Annotated in this window: 17 protein-coding genes; 6 read left to right on the top strand and 11 right to left on the bottom strand. The window is 71.0% G+C overall.

Annotated features, from left to right (window positions below; genetic code table 11):
- Positions 1–131 precede the first annotated feature (131 nt).
- Entirely contained in the window at positions 132–1,283 is a 1,152-nt protein-coding gene (locus tag AV521_RS18310) for a serine hydrolase domain-containing protein (RefSeq protein ID WP_076089527.1), read from the top strand.
- 164 nt (positions 1,284–1,447) lie between these two features.
- Here the strand turns inward: AV521_RS18310 and AV521_RS18305 are convergent, their stop codons facing one another.
- Positions 1,448–1,867, bottom strand: coding sequence for an organic hydroperoxide resistance protein (locus tag AV521_RS18305; RefSeq protein WP_076089526.1), 420 nt, complete (start codon positions 1,865–1,867; stop codon positions 1,448–1,450).
- A 107-nt stretch (positions 1,868–1,974) separates the two neighbouring features.
- On the bottom strand, positions 1,975–3,003 hold the full coding sequence (locus tag AV521_RS18300) for an NADP-dependent oxidoreductase (RefSeq protein WP_076089525.1): 1,029 nt from the start codon (positions 3,001–3,003) through the stop codon (positions 1,975–1,977).
- A gap of 88 nt (positions 3,004–3,091) precedes the next feature.
- Between AV521_RS18300 and AV521_RS18295 the strand changes: the two genes are divergently transcribed.
- The gene (locus tag AV521_RS18295; protein WP_076089524.1) at positions 3,092–3,529 is read left to right on the top strand and encodes a MarR family winged helix-turn-helix transcriptional regulator; all 438 of its coding nucleotides are present in this window, start codon (positions 3,092–3,094) and stop codon (positions 3,527–3,529) included.
- Positions 3,530–3,549: 20 nt separating this feature from the next.
- A complete protein-coding gene (locus AV521_RS18290; RefSeq protein ID WP_076089523.1) occupies positions 3,550–4,302 on the top strand; it encodes an EI24 domain-containing protein in 753 nt (250 codons plus the stop codon).
- 36 nt (positions 4,303–4,338) lie between these two features.
- Here the strand turns inward: AV521_RS18290 and AV521_RS18285 are convergent, their stop codons facing one another.
- Positions 4,339–4,938, bottom strand: coding sequence for a TetR/AcrR family transcriptional regulator (locus AV521_RS18285; RefSeq protein WP_076089522.1), 600 nt, complete (start codon positions 4,936–4,938; stop codon positions 4,339–4,341).
- A 104-nt stretch (positions 4,939–5,042) separates the two neighbouring features.
- Here AV521_RS18285 and AV521_RS18280 point away from each other — a divergent pair, with 104 nt between their 5' ends.
- On the top strand, positions 5,043–7,496 hold the full coding sequence (locus tag AV521_RS18280) for a glycoside hydrolase family 3 protein (protein WP_076089521.1): 2,454 nt from the start codon (positions 5,043–5,045) through the stop codon (positions 7,494–7,496).
- Positions 7,497–7,755: 259 nt separating this feature from the next.
- Here the strand turns inward: AV521_RS18280 and AV521_RS18275 are convergent, their stop codons facing one another.
- Complete coding sequence (locus AV521_RS18275) at positions 7,756–8,064, bottom strand: hypothetical protein (protein ID WP_076089520.1); 309 nt, start codon at positions 8,062–8,064, stop codon at positions 7,756–7,758.
- Between the two features lie 4 nt (positions 8,065–8,068).
- On the opposite strand from AV521_RS18275, the gene AV521_RS18270 reads away from it, so the two are divergent.
- Positions 8,069–8,323, top strand: coding sequence for a hypothetical protein (locus tag AV521_RS18270; RefSeq protein ID WP_076089519.1), 255 nt, complete (start codon positions 8,069–8,071; stop codon positions 8,321–8,323).
- A gap of 72 nt (positions 8,324–8,395) precedes the next feature.
- Here the strand turns inward: AV521_RS18270 and AV521_RS18265 are convergent, their stop codons facing one another.
- Together AV521_RS18265 and AV521_RS18260 are read right to left on the bottom strand one after the other, a co-directional pair.
- Positions 8,396–9,370, bottom strand: a complete 975-nt coding sequence (locus tag AV521_RS18265; RefSeq protein WP_076089518.1) for an aldose epimerase family protein — start codon at positions 9,368–9,370, stop codon at positions 8,396–8,398.
- Positions 9,371–9,396: 26 nt separating this feature from the next.
- Positions 9,397–10,290 carry an SGNH/GDSL hydrolase family protein gene (locus AV521_RS18260; protein WP_076089517.1) on the bottom strand — a complete coding sequence of 298 codons (894 nt, stop codon included), beginning with the start codon at positions 10,288–10,290 and terminating at the stop codon, positions 9,397–9,399.
- Between the two features lie 265 nt (positions 10,291–10,555).
- Here AV521_RS18260 and AV521_RS18255 point away from each other — a divergent pair, with 265 nt between their 5' ends.
- Positions 10,556–11,050 (top strand): DUF3145 domain-containing protein, encoded by a 495-nt coding sequence (locus AV521_RS18255; protein WP_076089516.1) that lies wholly within the window; start codon positions 10,556–10,558, stop codon positions 11,048–11,050.
- 73 nt (positions 11,051–11,123) lie between these two features.
- On the opposite strand, the gene AV521_RS18250 is transcribed toward AV521_RS18255, so the two are convergent.
- From AV521_RS18250 to AV521_RS18230, 5 genes are all read right to left on the bottom strand, one after another.
- Positions 11,124–12,395, bottom strand: coding sequence for a beta-ketoacyl synthase (locus tag AV521_RS18250; RefSeq protein WP_076089515.1), 1,272 nt, complete (start codon positions 12,393–12,395; stop codon positions 11,124–11,126).
- Positions 12,396–12,480: 85 nt separating this feature from the next.
- Positions 12,481–12,729, bottom strand: a complete 249-nt coding sequence (locus AV521_RS18245) for an acyl carrier protein (RefSeq protein ID WP_076089514.1) — start codon at positions 12,727–12,729, stop codon at positions 12,481–12,483.
- Between the two features lie 97 nt (positions 12,730–12,826).
- Entirely contained in the window at positions 12,827–13,858 is a 1,032-nt protein-coding gene (locus AV521_RS18240) for a ketoacyl-ACP synthase III (RefSeq protein ID WP_076089513.1), read from the bottom strand.
- A gap of 10 nt (positions 13,859–13,868) precedes the next feature.
- A complete protein-coding gene (locus AV521_RS18235) occupies positions 13,869–14,795 on the bottom strand; it encodes an ACP S-malonyltransferase (protein ID WP_076089512.1) in 927 nt (308 codons plus the stop codon).
- An 89-nt stretch (positions 14,796–14,884) separates the two neighbouring features.
- On the bottom strand, positions 14,885–16,102 hold the full coding sequence (locus tag AV521_RS18230; protein ID WP_076089511.1) for a CdaR family transcriptional regulator: 1,218 nt from the start codon (positions 16,100–16,102) through the stop codon (positions 14,885–14,887).
- Positions 16,103–16,108 lie beyond the last annotated feature (6 nt).

Below are 16,108 nucleotides of genomic sequence, written 5' to 3'. Positions count from 1 at the left end.
CACCCCGGAGCCCTCGCGGTGGTTGAGTCGAACAGGTACATCGCGCCGTACCGGTCTCGGGAACGTCCGAAGCGGGAACGGGCGTTGTGCTGAGGGGGAGCAGCGAGCAGCGGCTCAGTTGAGGAGAGCGGATGACGCAGCAGATCACCGTCCACGGCACGGTCGCCGAGGGCTTCGAGACGGTGCGCGAGGAGTTCGCCGCCTTCGTGGCCGGGGAACGCGACGACTACGAGGGCCAGTTGTGCGCCTATGTGCGCGGGCGGCGGGTCGTCGACCTGTGGGCTGGCACGGAGGCGGACTCGCTGTACGGCGTGTTCTCGTCCACCAAGGGAGCCGCGCACCTGGTGGTCGCGCTCCTGGTGCAGGACGGCACGCTGGAGCTGGACCGCAAAGTGACGTACTACTGGCCCGAGTTCGCCACCGAGGGCAAGGGCGCGGTGACCCTCCGGGATCTGCTGGCACACCGGGCGGGCCTCGTCGGGATCGACGCCGGGTTCTCCGCCGAGGAGATGGCCGACGACCGCGCGATGGCCGAACGGCTCGCCGACCAGAAGCCGTTCTGGCGCCCGGGAACGGCCTTCGGCTACCACGCGCTGGTCATCGGCGCGCTCACCGGCGAGGTGGTGCGCCGGGCCACGGGCCACACGCTCCAGGAGGTCTACGAGGAGCGGGTGCGCGCGCCGTACGGGACGGACTTCTTCCTCGGGCTGCCCGAGTCCGAGGACTCCCGCTTCCGCTCGGTGCAGCCGATGCTCCCGACCCCGGAGCAGCAGGCCCTGCTGGCCGCCCAGCCGACCGGCCCGCACACCCTGGGCTCGATCGCCTTCAACACCCACGTCCCGGAGCCGGGCACGTTGGCGGACTACGTCAACTCCCGCCTCGTACGCGCCAAGGGCCCGGCATCGGCGGGCGGCGTCGCCTCCGCACGGGGGCTCGCGACGATGTACGCGGCGGCGATCAGCGAACTGGACGAGCGGCCGCCCCTGCTGAAGCCGGACACGGTGGCCGAGGTGGGCCAGATCCACTCCGTGGGCTACGACCTGGTGGCCCGCGCCCACAAGTCGTACGGCCTGGGCTTCCAGGCGACCGCGGACATGTGGCACCCGGTCCTGGGTGCCGGCGCCTTCGGCCACAGCGGCGCAGGCGGCTCCCAGGCCTTCGCCGACCCCCGCAGCGGCCTGGCCTACGGCTACACCCGCCGCCGGATGGCCTTCCCGGGTGGAGCGGCACCGGAGAACGACGGGTTCGTGCGCGTGGTACACCGGGCGGCGATGACAGCCTGAGGGGCGCGGGGCTGTGTTTGATATGCGCCTACCGCCGCGTGAGCGCGGGCAACCCACCACAACCCGCGCCCGAAAACACACCGCACCCGGCACACGCACCCCGCTGAAAAGAGACCGCACCCCACGTCCAAGGGTGCGGCCTCCGTAGTCAGAAACGAGGCTCGTCAGACCAGCGTCACGGTGATGTTTCCACGCGTCGCCTTCGAGTACGGGCACACCTGGTGCGCCTTCTCGACCAGCTCCCGAGCCAGCTCGGCGGAAACGTTCGGAATGCTCGCCGAGATCTCCACGATGATCCCGAACCCGTCCTCGTTCTTGCCGATACCGACCTTCGCGGTAACGGTGGAGCCGGAGATGTCGGCTCCCTCCTGCCGGGCGACGACCCCCAGCGCCCCCTGGAAGCAGGCGGAGTACCCGGCGGCGAACAGCTGCTCCGGGTTGGTCCCGGCCCCGCTGCCGCCCATCTCCTTCGGCGGGTTGACTACGACGTCGAGTCGGCCGTCATCCGTGGCGACCCGGCCGTCACGGCCGTTCTCGGCGGTGGCGACGGCGGTGTACAGGACATCGGACTGCGTGATGGGCATGCGGTTTCTTCCTCCTCGGTCCGCCGCGACTCGCGCCCACGATCGACGACGGATTTCGGAAAGAAGTTACCGCATGCCGGAAACAACGGGGAAGACCGGCCGGGGCCTCAGAGCTTGACGATCATCTTCCCGATGTTGTCGCCGCGCAGGACCCCGAGGAACGCCTCCAGGTTGTTCTCGATGCCCTCGACGACGGTCTCGCGGTACTTCAGCTCGCCCGAGGCGACCCAGGGCGCGACCTTCTGGACGAACTCCGGCTGCAGGTCGTAGTGGTCACCGACCAGGAAGCCCTCGATGCGGCCCCGGGTCTGGATCAGCCGGGCGAGGTTCCTCGGGCCGGGTGCGGGCTCGGTGTTGTTGTAGACCGAGATCATGCCGCAGACGGCGATACGGCCACCCTCGCGGAGCGACCCGATGGCCGCCTCCAGATGGTCCCCGCCGACGTTGTCGAAGTAGACGTCGATGCCGTCGGGCGCGGCGGCGCGCAGCTGCTCGGCGACCGGGCCGTTCTTGTAGTTGAACGCGGCGTCGAAGCCGTACTCCTCGACGAGCAGCTTGACCTTCTCGTCGGAGCCGGCCGAGCCGATGACCCGCGAGGCGCCCAGCAGCTTGGCGAGCTGGCCGACCTCGCTGCCCACGGCGCCCGCGGCGCCGGAGACGAACACGATGTCGCCCTCCTTGAAGGAGGCGGTGCGCAGCAGGCCGGCGTAGGCGGTCAGGCCGGTCATGCCGAGGACGCCGAGGAATGCCGACAGCGGCACGTCCTGCGTCTCCGCCTTCACGGCCGGTCCGGCCGTCGGGCCCACCTTGACGGCGTGCTTCGCGTCCATGGCCGCGTACTCGCGCCAGCCGAAGAAGTGCAGGACGTGGTCGCCGACCTCGATGCCCTCGGCGTTGGACTCGATCACCTCGCCGACCGCGCCGCCCTGCATGACCTTGCCCAGTTCGAAGGGGGCGGTGTACGACTTCGCGGCGCTCATGCGGCCGCGCATGTACGGGTCGACGGAGAGGTACTTGTTGCGCACCAGCACCTGGCCCTCACCGGGGGTCGGGACCGGGGTCTCGACGAGGGCGAAGTCCTCGGGCTTGGGCCAGCCGACGGGGCGGCTGAGCAGGTGCCACTCGCGGTTGATCATGGCGACGCCTTTCCTATTACTTCAGAACCTGAAACAACCATGCGCTTCAATATTTCATGATGTCAAGTAAGCGGGTATCCTGGCGGGTATGGCCACACCACCGAAGACCCACCGTCCCGACGCCCTCACCATGGAGGTCGTCGAACTCATCGGGGACGTAGTGGCCCGCTTCTACGCGGACTACGAGGAGGCGGCGGGCGAGCACGCGCTGACCGGACCGCAGGCCCGGCTGCTCAGCCTGCTCTCGGTGGAGCCGCTGCCGATGCGGAAGCTGGCGCAGAAGCTGAAGTGCGAGCCGTCGAACGTCACCGGGATAGTGGACCGGCTGGAGTCCCGAGGGCTGGTCGAGCGCCGTCCCGATCCGGCGGACCGCCGGGTGAAGGTGGCCGCCGCCACCGAGGAGGGCCTGAGCGTCGCCCGTGACCTGCGCGAAGGCCTCCATTTCGCCCGCGAGCCGCTCGCCGGCCTCTCGGCGGAGGAGCGCAGTTCCCTGCGTGATCTGCTGCGCCGTATGCTGGCCGGCTGAGCATCGGTAAATTTTTCCCCATGGGTGATCTTGGGGTGGGATTCCGCTGTCTGCTGGAGGGCCAGCGCTGGATGGCCCGGCACGGCCGTCAGTACGGCTTCGGGCTGCTGCCCGGGCTGATCACCCTGGTCCTCTACACGGCGGCGCTGGTCGTGCTCGCGGTGTGGGGCGAAGACGCGGTCACCTGGGCGACACCGTTCGCGGACGACTGGTCCAGCCCCTGGCAGGGCCTGTTCCGCGGCTTTCTGACGGCTGTCCTCTTCGTCCTGGGCCTGCTGCTGTCGGTCCTGACGTTCACGGCGGTCACCCTGCTGGTCGGCCAGCTCTTCTACGAGCACCTGTCGGAGAAGGTCGACGCCGACGTCTCGCCCGACGGCACCGCCCCGCAGTCCTCGTTGCCGCTCTGGCGCGACCTGTGGATCTCGGCCCGGGACAGTCTGCGCGTCCTGGTGCGGGCCATGTTGTGGGGCGTGCTGCTCTTCGCCCTCGGCTTCCTGCCCTTCGTCGGCCAGACCGTCGTCCCCGTGCTCGGGTTCTTCGTCACCGGCTTCTTCCTCGCCGAGGAACTGACGGCCGTCGCCCTCCAGCGCCGCGGCGTCGAACTGCACGCCCGCCTCACCCTCCTCCGCACCCGCAAACGCCTGATCTGGGGCTTCGGCACCCCCCTCGGCCTGGCCTTCCTGATCCCGTTCGTGGCGGTGTTCTTGATGCCGGGCGCGGTGGCGGGCGCGACGCTGCTCACTCGCGAACTGCTGGGAGAGGAGCGCGAGTAGGCGGCGCCCGGGTGCGGGCGGTTCGCCGGCCGCGGGTCAGGGAGCCGCGGTGCCGTCGGCCACCGGCTCGCCCAGCAGCCGTAGGAAGTCCCGGAACGCACCAGGCATGTCGACGGCCTCGGGATCCAGGAGCCACTGGTACTGCAAGCCGTCCATGACAGCCACAAGCAGCGGAGCTGTCCGCTCCGGTGTCAGGCCGTTCGGCAGGCGGTCGCCGTACTCGGCGCGCAGCACCGTCGCCATGGACTCGCGGACGCGGGCGTACCGTTCGGTGAAGTAGTTCCGCGCCGGATGATCCTCCGTCACGCTCTCCCCGAGCAGCGCCGAGAAGGTCTGGATGATCGCCGGCCGCATCGCGTTGTACTCCACCAGCGAGGCCAGCAGATCCATCCGCCACCGCGTGTCCGGCACCGCGTCCCACCGGTCCCGCTCCTGCAACACGGCCACCAGCAGCGCGTCCTTGGTGGGGAAGTAGTGCAGCAGCCCCTGCTGGGTGAGACCGACGCGCTCGGCGACCGCGGCCAGGCTCGCCCCCCGGTAACCACGCTCGGCGATCACCTCGAGTGCGGCCCCGACGATCTCCGCCCGCCGCTCCCCGCTCCTGACCCTCGCGTTCATGGCGCCACCGTACGGCATGCAGATCGGTGAAATATAACGACAAGCTAACGAAACCTACCGCTCTACAGGCGACCGTTGCACGATGGAGGCACCTGCACGGACTGCAACGAGGAGGCACTGCGATGGCGGGATCCCGGCCCACCCCGGCCGACACGGCCCGCGAGGCGGCCGTCGAGGCCGCTCTCGGCACGCTCGACCTGGACACCAAGGCGCGGCTGCTGGCCGGGCACGACATGTGGATCCTGCCCGCCCTGCCCGAGATCGGCCTCAAGCCGCTCGTGATGTCCGACGGCCCGATCGGCGTCCGCGGCGTGCGCTGGACCGCGGACGACCCCTCCGTCGCCCTGCCCTCGCCCACCGCGCTCGCCGCCACCTGGGACCCCGAACTCGCCCGCCGGGCAGGCGTGCTGCTCGCCCAGGAGGCCCGGCGCAAGGGCGTCCACGTGCTGCTCGCGCCGACGGTCAACCTGCACCGCTCCCCGCTCGGCGGCCGGCACTTCGAGTGCTACAGCGAGGACCCGTATCTGACCGGGGCGATCGGCAGCGGCTATGTCAGTGGCGTCCAGTCCGGCGGAGTCGGCACCACCGTCAAGCACTTCGTCGCCAACGACGCCGAGACCGACCGCTTCACCGTGAACAACCTGGTCTCCGAACGCGCCCTGCGCGAGCTGTATCTGGCCCCCTTCGAGGCCATCGTCGAGAACGCCCGCCCCTGGGGCATCATGACCGCCTACAACACGGTCAACGGCACGACGATGACCGAGCACCACCACCTCGTCAACGAAGTCCTGCGCGGCGAATGGGGCTTCGACGGCTTCAACGTCTCCGACTGGATGGCCGCCCGGGACACGGTCGGTGCCGCAAACGGCGGCCTGGACGTGGCCATGCCCGGCCCGCGGACCGTCTACGGCGAAGCCCTCGCACAGGCCGTCCGGGACGGCGAGGTCGCCGAGGCCACCGTCGACGCCGCCGTACGACGTGTGCTGCGGCTCGCCGCCCGCGTCGGGATCCTCGACGGCGCCGAACCCGTCGTAGCCGAACCGCCCGCGCCCGTCGACGGCGAGGCCCTCGCCCGTGAGATCGCCCGCCGCTCCTTCGTCCTCGTCCGCAACGAGAGCGTCAACGGGCATGCCGTCCTGCCGCTGCGGCCGAACGGCACGGTGGCGCTGATCGGCGCCGCCGCCCGCGACGCCCGCGTCCTCGGCGGCGGCTCCGCCACCGTCTTCCCGGCCCGCGTCGTCTCCCCACTGGACGGCCTCACCGCCGCCCTCCCCGAAGGCACTCTCACCTACGCCGTCGGCGCCGACCCGGCCACCGAACTCGCCGTCGCCGACCGGGGGTTCACGCTCAAGGCGGTCTGCCGGGACGCCCACGGCACCGTCATCGGCACCCGGTCCGCCCCGGGCGGCCTGATCCAGTGGATGGGTTCGGACCTTCCCGACGGCGTCGCACACCACACCCTCCACACCGTCGAGCTGACCGGCACCTTCACCCCCCGCGAGTCCGGCCCGCACACCTTCGGCATCAAGGGCATGGGCGCCTTCACCCTCACCGTCGACGGGGCGACGTACTACGACGACGTCCAGCGCTCCGACAAGGACGACCCCTTCGAGGCGTTCTTCGGCGCCCCCGTACCCCGCGCCCAGACCGAACTCACCGCGGGCGAACCGGTCGACGTCTCCCTCACCCATGTCGTCCGGCTCCCCGAGGGCATCCCCATGAAGGTCATCACCTTCGCGCTCGCCCACTCCGCCCCGCGGCGCGACCCCGACGAGCTGATCGCCGAGGCCGTCGAGGCGGCGCGCAACGCCGACACGGCCGTCGTGATGGTCGCCACCACCGACCGCGTCGAGTCCGAGGGCTTCGACCGTACGGACCTGAGGCTCCCCGGCCGCCAGGACGACCTGGTCCGCGCGGTCGCAGCCGCCAACCGCAACACGGTCGTGGTCGTCAACTCCGGCTCTCCGGTGGAACTGCCCTGGCGCGAGGACGTGGCCGCCGTCCTGCTCGGCTGGTTCCCCGGTCAGGAGGGCGGCGCCGCCCTCGCCGACGTCCTCACCGGCGCCCACGAGCCCGGCGGCCGGCTCCCCACCACCTGGGGCTCCCTCGCCGACGCGCCGGTCACCAAGGTCACCCCGACGGACGGTGAACTGCCGTACACCGAGGGTGTGTTCATCGGTTACCGCGCTTGGGAGAAGGCCGGCCGCACCCCGGCGTACCCCTTCGGCCACGGCCTCGGCTACACCGACTGGACCTACGAGGCACTGCAGGCCGACGGCACCACCGCGCGGATCCGCCTGCGCAACACCGGTGCGCGGCCGGGCCGCGAGGTCGTCCAGGTCTATGTCTCCCCGGCCGAGCCCGACCCCGAGCGCCCGGCCCGGCTGCTGGCCGGCTTCGCCTCCGCCGAGGCCGCTCCCGGCGAGAGTGCCGAGGTGACCGTCGCCCTGCCGCGCCGGGCCTTCGAGATCTGGGACGAGAAGGCGAAGGCGTGGGCGTTTGTGAAGGGTTCGTACGAGATCGCCGCCGGACGCTCGATCGCGGACCGCAGGCTCAGCGCGCCTATTAACGTCTGATCCGGGACAAGTCCCCCACGAGCAGCCCCGGTCCGGGACCTGACCCCTGGACCGGGGCTCATGGCCACCGAGCCGTATGGCGGACTCCCGGCCCGCGGCTACCGGAGAGACCGGGTACGGGGGAGAGACAGCGTGTATCCAGGCCGGCCGCGACAGCCGGGTCCGTACGGGCCGCCACGGCCGGGCCCTTACGGGTCCCAGCAGCCGCCCGCGGGACCGTACGGGCAGCAGCCGTATGCTCCGCAACAGCCCACGCCCCTCAGCAGCCCACGCCCCTCAGCAGCCGTATCCGCCGCAACAGCCCTGTCCTCCGCAGCAGTCCGCCCAGCACGTCGGGGAGGGCCGGATGCGGCTGGACCCCCGGCTCACGCCGGACCAGCGCGATCTGGTGCTGAAGATCCAGGCCAAGTCCAAGCCCATGGCCTACGGCATGGTCCTCGGCATCCCGCTCACCTTCGGCGGCGTCCACTACGGCATCACGCAGAAGCCCCTCGGATTCGTCGCGGCGCTCCCCGGCCGCCCATCTGCCCGGTGCCCGCAAGGCGGCCACGCAGGCCGCCTGTCTCAACGGCGTGCTGGTCCTGCTGTCCCTCGCCGCCACCGGTCATCTGCTCCACAAGGGCACCGGCTGGGGCGCGTACGGCGACTCCTTCGGCTTCGGTGCGCTGATGACCGCCGCGGCGCTGCCCTTCGGCATGGCCCTGGCCGCCGCGACCACCATCCCGCAGCTGCTCCAGGTGATCCCGGCCGGCGCCAAGGTCGGCCGGAGCCGGTCTCTGCCGGGCAAGGCGGCCAAGCGGATGCGCGGTGCTCAGCTTGGGCCGTGACAGGCCGTCGTTCGTCTGCGGCGCCGTCGTGGCTGGTCGCGCGGTTCCCCACGGCCCTTGGGGTGCCGCAGCTCAGCGCGTCGAGAAGGCGTACACCGTCTCCGATCGGAACACCGCGCTCGGACGCAGCACCGTGCCCGGGAACTCGGGCCGGTTCGGTGAGTCCGGGAAGTGCTGGGTCTCCAGGGCGATGCCGTCGCCCGGCGCGAACGGCTCGCCGAGATGCTCGGCCGTGTAGAGCTGGAGGCCCGGCTCGGTCGTCGACACCGTCAGGGTTCGTCCGCAGGCCGGGTCGTGCAGTTCGGCGACCTCCTGCGGGGCGGCGGTGACGCCCTTGTCCAGGACGAAGTTGTGGTCGTAGCCCGAGCCGACCTTGCGCGAGGTGCGGAAGTCGAACCGGGAGCCGCTCACGTCCGCCAGGACCCCCGTCGGAATCAGATCCGCGTCGACCGGGGTGAAACGGGAGGCGGCGAGCCGCAGTTCGTGCCCGCCCGCATGGCCCGAGCCGGCCAGGTTGAAGTAGCTGTGGTTGGTGAGGCTGATCACCGTCGGCGCGTCCGTGACCGCCTCGTACGCGATCCGCAGCGCTCCGGACGCATCCAGCGAGTACGTCGCCGACACCTCGACCCGGCCCGGGAAGCCCTCCTCCCCGTGCGGGCTCACCCGGCGCAGCCGCACCCCGTACTGCCCGGCGGGCTGCGCCGCCCACACCCGCTTGTCGAAACCGCGCCCGCCGCCGTGCAGGGAGTTCGGGCCGCTGTTCGGCTCCAGGGCGTAGACCGCGCCGTCCAGCGGGAAGCGGGCGTGCGCGATCCGGTTGGCGTACCGGCCGACCAGGGCGCCGAAGTACGGCTCCGGGTGCGCGAGATAGCCGTCCAGGCCGGCGAAGCCCAGCACCACGTCGGCCGTCCGGCCCTCCCGGTCCGGCACCCGCACCGACCGCACGATCCCGCCGTACGTCAGGACCTCCACCCGCGTCCCGGCGCGCTGCAGCGTCCAGCGATGAACCTCGGTGCCGTCGGATAGTGTGCCGAAAAGTTCGCTCATGTGGAAAACAGTAGGCGACCGGTGTCCTAGGCAACCGGATTGGCCGCGGTGATCGTCCGGTATGCGATGGCCGCGAGCCGGGCCTGGCCGTCCTTGCTGGGATGGAACCAGTCCCAGTGGCTGAGCTGGTCCGTGCCGAAGCTGTAGTCGTAGACCGCGCCTCCGTCGAAGCGGCAGCGGCGGTCCTTGGCGCAGACCTCCTTCAGCACCTTGTTGTACTCCATCACCCGCTGCTGCACCCGGTCCCGGCGCACCACGGCCGCGCTGGTCAGATCGTCCGCGTCGGACAGCATCGACGGGCAGATGCCGAGCTTCCACACCTGCTTGCCCAGCGGATTGGTCCGCCCCTCGGACCACAGCCGCTTCAGGTTCGGCACGCTCGCCACGTACACCTGCGTCTTCGGCCGGGCCGCACGCAGGGTGCGCAGCGCCTCCTCGAAGTCCGCTCGGAAGTCGGCCACCGAGGTCATCGCCCGCGCCGAGGACCGGCAGGCGTCGTTCGCGCCCACCATCACCGTCACCAACTCCGGGTCGCGGGCCGCCGCCTGGGACATCTGCTCCGGCAGGTCCGCCACCCGGGCGCCGGTCTCCGCGTAGTTCCAGCTGCGCTCCGCCGCGCCCGCCACCCCGAGCAGCCGCACCGCCAGGCTGTCGACCTTCGCGTCACTGCCCGTCGCCCATGACACCTCGGGGCAGTCCGACAGCACCGTGCACGCGTCGAAGCCGCGCGTGATGGAGTCGCCGACCGCGGCGATCGAGGCCGGGCTGCGGTTCCACAGCGGCACGGGTCTGGAGGCGCGATCCTTGGCGCCCTTGGACGCGGGAGAGCCCCCGTCCCCGGCGTCGCAGCCGGCCACGCCCAGCACCGCGGCCGCCACGACGGCGAGAGCGGCTCGCCCACGGCTGCTTCGCTTCCGCATCCCCTGGTGATCCCCTCGTCGTCGAATCCGGTGTTCCGGGTGCTTCCTCCCATAACAACGTGCGAGGGTTCCCGACCGGGCGCCTTGGAACGGACCACCCCCGTACAAGCGTCCCCCTGGGTGAATGGCGAAGGTTTCCTGGCAGCGGGACCGACGGTACGTCACACTCCTTGCACCGCCGCAGGGTAGCCTCGCCATCAACGCGGCCGTCGCGCCACAGCCGCCAGCCCGTCCGCAAGATGTCCCGCTCTGCCCGGAGGTTCCGGTGACGACACGTGGAGTTCTGTACGTGCACTCCGCGCCGCGCGCGCTGTGCCCGCACGTCGAGTGGGCCGTCGCCGGGGTGCTCGGCACGCGCGTCAGCCTCGACTGGATCCGGCAGCCCGCGGCCCCCGGCACCTGGCGCTCCGAGTTCTCCTGGCAGGGCCAGGTCGGCACGGCTTCCAAGCTGGCCTCCGCGCTGCGCGGTTGGCATCTCCTGCGCTTCGAGGTCACCGCCGAGCCCTGCCCGACCGCCGAGGGCGAGCGCTACAGCTGCACCCCCGACCTCGGCATCTTCCACGCCGTCACTGGCATCCACGGCGACATCCTGATCCCCGAGGACCGCCTGCGCGCGGCCCTGACCCGCGCTCAGCGCGAGGAGACCGACCTGGAAGCGGAGATCGCCAAGCTCCTGGGCAAGCCGTGGGACGACGAACTGGAGCCCTTCAGGTACGCGGGCGAGGGCGCGCCGGTCCGCTGGCTGCACCAGGTGGTGTGAGGTTCCGTAGCCTTTGCGCGTCCGGGTACGAGAAAGGGCCCCCGCCGGTCGGCAGGGGCCCTCATGCACGTTCTCAGACGGTGCGGAACGCCAGCACCACGTTGTGCCCGCCGAACCCGAACGAGTCGTTCAGCGCGGCGATGCGGCCCTCGACGGGCAGCTTCCGGGCCTCGCCCCGGACGACGTCGGCGTTGGCCTCCGCCTCGGGGTCGATGTTGTCGAGGTTGATCGTCGGCGGCGCCACCCGGTGGTACAGCGCGAGTACGGTCGCGACCGACTCCACGCCGCCGGCGCCACCGAGGAGGTGACCGGTCATCGACTTGGTCGCGGAGACCGCCATGTGGTCCGCGTCGTCGCCGAACACCTTCCGCAGCGCCTTCAGCTCGGCGATGTCACCGGCCGGCGTCGACGTGGCGTGCGCGTTGACGTGCACGATCTCGGCCGGGTCCAGGTCGTTGTTGTCCATCAGGTTCTGCAGCGCGTGCGAGATGCCGCGGCCCTCGGGCTCCGGCTGCACGATGTCGTGGCTGTCGGCGGAGACGCCCTGCCCGACCGCCTCGGCGTAGACGCGCGCACCGCGCCCGGCCGCGTGCTCGGCGGACTCCAGGACGATCACGCCCGCACCCTCGCCGAGGACGAAGCCGTCGCGGTCGACGTCGTAGGGACGCGAGGCACCCTGCGGGTTCTCGTTGTTCTTGGACATCGCCATCATGTTGCCGAACGCGGCGATCGGCAGCGGGTGGATGGCGGCCTCCGTACCGCCGGCGACGACGACGTCGGCGCGGCCGGTGCGGATCATCTCGATGGCGTAGCCGATGGCCTCGGCACCGGAGGCGCACGCGGAGACCGGCGTGTGCACGCCCGCGCGGGCGCCCACGAGCAGGCCCACGTTGGCCGAGGGGCCGTTCGGCATCAGCATGGGGACGGTGTGCGGGGAGACGCGGCGGACGCCCTTCTCCTTGAGCACGTCGTACTGGTCGAGCAGGGTCGTCACACCGCCGATGCCGGAGGCGATGACGGCGCCGAGCCGGTCCGGGTCGACGTTGCCGTCCTCTCCGGCCTTGTCGGTGAAGCCCGCGTCCTTCCAGGCCTCCTGAGCGGCGATCAGCGCGAACTGCGCCGAACGGTCCAGCCTGCGAGCCTGCGGCCGCGGGATGACCTCGGTGGGCTCCACGGCGATCGGGGCCGCGATACGGACGGCCTGATCGGCCGCCCACTCCTGCTCCAGAGGCTTGACACCGGACTTGCCGGCGATCAGAGCCTCCCAGGTCGAGGCTGCGTCGCCACCCAGCGGTGTGGTTGCGCCGATACCGGTGACGACCACGGTGCGATTGGTCGGGCTCACGGGAATTCTTTCTCCAACGGATACGGGATTCTACGGCGCCACCGCCGGGTGGCGGGGCCTTGCAGCCTGGGGCCTAAGGGATGGCTCAGGCCTGGTGGTCGAGGATGTACTTGGTCGCGTCGCCCACGGTCTTGAGGTTCTTGACGTCCTCGTCCGGGATCTTCACGTCGAAGCGCTCCTCGGCGGCGACGACGACCTCGACCATGGACAGCGAGTCGACGTCCAGGTCGTCGGTGAAGGACTTGTCCAACTGGACGTCCTCAACCGGGATGCCAGCGATCTCGTTCACGATCTCGGCGAGACCCTTGACGATCTCTTCCTGAGTGGCGGCCATGTTGGCGCTCCTTCTTCGATTTCTTCGATGTACTCGATGTTCAAACGGTTTGTGGCGATTGCTGCCGTGCCCGATCACAAGATCCGGCACGGAGTGCCTAGGGGAGGGTAACGACCGTGGCGGCGAAGACGAGACCCGCCCCGAACCCGATGAGAAGAGCGGTGTCACCGCTCTTCGCCTCCCCGGTCGCCAGGAGCCGCTCCATCGCGAGCGGAATCGAGGCGGCCGAGGTGTTGCCGGTGGTGCGGATGTCCCGGGCGACCGTGACATGCTCCGGCAGTTTGAGAGTCTTCACCATCGAGTCGATGATCCGCGCATTGGCCTGGTGCGGGATGAAGACGTCGAGCTCCTCCGGGCTGATCCCGGCCGCGTCCAGCGCCTGCTGGGCGACCTTCGCCATCTCGTACACGGCCCAGCGGAACACCGCCTGGCCTTCCTGCGTGATGGCGGGGAACTTGATGTTGCCCTCGCTGTCCACGGGCAGCGCGCCGAGGTCGCCGATCCGGAACCGGTCCCAGGGGACGGTCTGCTTGATCGTCTCGGCCTTGTCGCCCTCGGAGCCCCACACGGTCGGGCCGATGGCCGGCTCCTGCGAGGGACCGACGATGACCGCGCCGGCGCCGTCGCCGAACAGGAAGGCCGTGGCCCGGTCCTCCAGGTCGGTCAGGTCGCTGAGCCGCTCCACGCCGATCACGAGCACGTACTCGGCGGAACCTTCCACCACCATGCCCTTGGCGAGGGTGAGGCCGTAGCCGAAGCCCGCGCAGCCGGCCGAGATGTCGAAGGCGGCGGCCTTGTCGGTGCCCAGCTTGTCGGCGATCTCGGTGGCGATGGCCGGGGTCTGGCTGAAGTGCGAGACGGTCGAGACGACGACCGCGCCGATCTGCTCGGCGTCGATGCCGGCGTCGGCGATCGCCTTGCCGGAGGCCTCGATCGCCATCGCGGCCACGGTCTCCTCGGGACCGGCCCAGTGCCGGGTCTCGATGCCGGAGCGCGAGCGGATCCACTCGTCGGACGAGTCGATCTTCTCGAGGATCACCTCGTTGGGCACCACCCGGGTCGGCCGGTAGCCGCCGACGCCGAGGAGGCGCGCATACGGGGCGCCCTTGCTGGGCTTGATCTTCGCCATGTACGGCTCCTTAGGAACCTGCGTGCTCGGAGATGAGCTCACGGGCCGCGTCGAGATCGTCGGGGGTCTTCAGGGCCAGCGTCTTGACGCCGGGCAGCGCCCGCTTGGCCAGGCCGGTCAGCGTGCCGCCCGGGCACACCTCGATGAGCGCGGTGACGCCCAGCTCCTTGAACGTCTCCATGCACAGGTCCCAGCGCACCGGGTTGGCGACCTGGCCGACCAGCCGCTCCAGGACCTCGGCGCCGGTCGCGACGGCCTGGCCGTCCCGGTTGGAGATGTAACGGACCGTGGGGTCGGCGGGCGTCAGCTCCGCGGCGGCCTTGGCCAGCGTCTCGACGGCGGGAGCCATGTGGCGGGTGTGGAAGGCGCCGGCGACCTTCAGCGCGACGACCTTGCGGACGCCCTCGGGTTTGTCCTCGTTCAGCGCGGCGAGCTGCTCCAGCGTGCCCGCGGCGACGATCTGGCCCGCGCCGTTGATGTTCGCCGGGGTCAGGCCCAGCTTCTCCAGATGCGCCACGGAGGTCTCGCGGTCGCCGCCCAGCAGCGCCGACATGCCCGTCTCGGTGATCGCGGCGGCGTCGGCCATCGCCAGCCCGCGCCTGCGGACCAGGCGGAGGGCGTCCTCGTCGTCCAGGACGCCCGCGAAGGCGGCGGCGGTGATCTCGCCGACGCTGTGACCGGCGACCGCGGCCGGCGCGATCCCGGAGATGTCACCGAGTGCCGCGCCGGACAGAAGACCGGCGGCGACCAGCAGCGGCTGGGCGATCGCGGTGTCACGGATCTCGTCCGCGTCGGCGTTCGTGCCGTAGTGCAGCAGGTCCAGATCGAGGGCGGCGGACCAGTCACGCAGACGGTCCTGGACACCGGGCAGATCCAGCCAGGGGGTCAGGAAGCCGGGCGTCTGGGCGCCCTGGCCGGGAGCGACGAGTACGAGCACTCTCACACTCTCTCTTGGGGACGGCCACGGCCGCCCGTGAGGACAGGGACGAAGAACACGAAGGGCTTTTGTAGGCCCCCGACAAAACCCTATGCCGGGGCCTCGCCGTCGGCCAGACGCCCCAGGATGAGCGCGATCCGCAGTGTGAACGCGGATCGTACATCCGATGGCGACCAGCCGGTGACGTCAGTCACACGTCGGAGCCGGTAGCGCACGGTGTTCGGGTGAACGAAGAGCATCCGGGCGGCGCCTTCCAGGCTGCTCGCCTGCTCAAGGTAGACACTCAGGGTCTCCAGGAGCGCCGAGCCCGCCTCCTCCAGTGGTCTGTAGATCTCCTCCACCAGTTGCTCGCGGGCGCTCGGATCGCCCGCGATCGCGCGCTCCGGCAGCAGATCGTCCGCCAGCACCGGCCGCGGCGCGTCCTGCCAGGCGGAACACGCCTTCAGACCCGCGGCGGCGGCCTGCGCGGACCGCGTGGCGGCCAGCAGATCCGGTACGACGGGCCCCGCGACCACCGGCCCGGCGGCAAAGGGCCCGATCAGCGACTTGGCGACGGCGAGCGGATTGGAACTGCCCCCCGCGATGACGACGAGCCGGTCCCCGAGCACACCGGTGAGCACCTGCAGCTTGGCATGCCGGGAGGCCCGCCGGATGGCCTCGACGGTCAGCTCACTGTCCCCGTCGGGCGCGGTCCCGAGCACGACACACACATGCTCGGGCGAATTCCAGCCGAGCGCCGCGGCCCGGCTGACGGCCCCTTCGTCCGCCTCCCCGCTCAGTACGGCGTTCACGACGAGCGACTCCAGCCGGGCGTCCCAGGCACCGCGTGCCTCGGCGGCCTGGGCATACACCTGCGCGGTGGCGAAGGCGATCTCCCGGGCGTAGACGAGCAGCGCCTCACGCAGCACGCCCTCGTCCCCCGGCGCCGCCACCTCGTCGATGGCGGACTCCATGACCTCGATGGTGGTCCGCACCATCTCCACGGTCTGCCGCAGCGTGATGGCCCGGGTCAGCTCGCGCGGCGCGGTCCCGAACACGTCGGTGGAGATCGCCTGCGGGGCGTCCGGGTGCCGGAACCACTCGGTGAAGGCCGCGATGCCCGCCTGGGCCACGAGCCCGATCCAGGACCGGTTCTCCGGGGGCATGGCCCGGTACCACGACAGCGTCTCGTCCATGCGCGCGATGGCCTGCGCGGCGAGGGACCCGGAGGACTTCTCCAGCCGCTTCAGGGTCGCGGAGTGCGGGTGGACGTCGTGTGCGTGGTGAACGGCGTGCGGCTCGCTGCTGCGGGATTCGGGTTCGGGCACGGGGAC

The sequence above is a fragment of the Streptomyces sp. IMTB 2501 genome (assembly GCF_001953885.1).
Taxonomy (GTDB): Bacteria; Actinomycetota; Actinomycetes; order Streptomycetales; family Streptomycetaceae; genus Streptomyces.
Note: the sequence above shows the minus strand (reverse complement) of the source record. Positions and strands in the feature narration are given on the sequence as shown.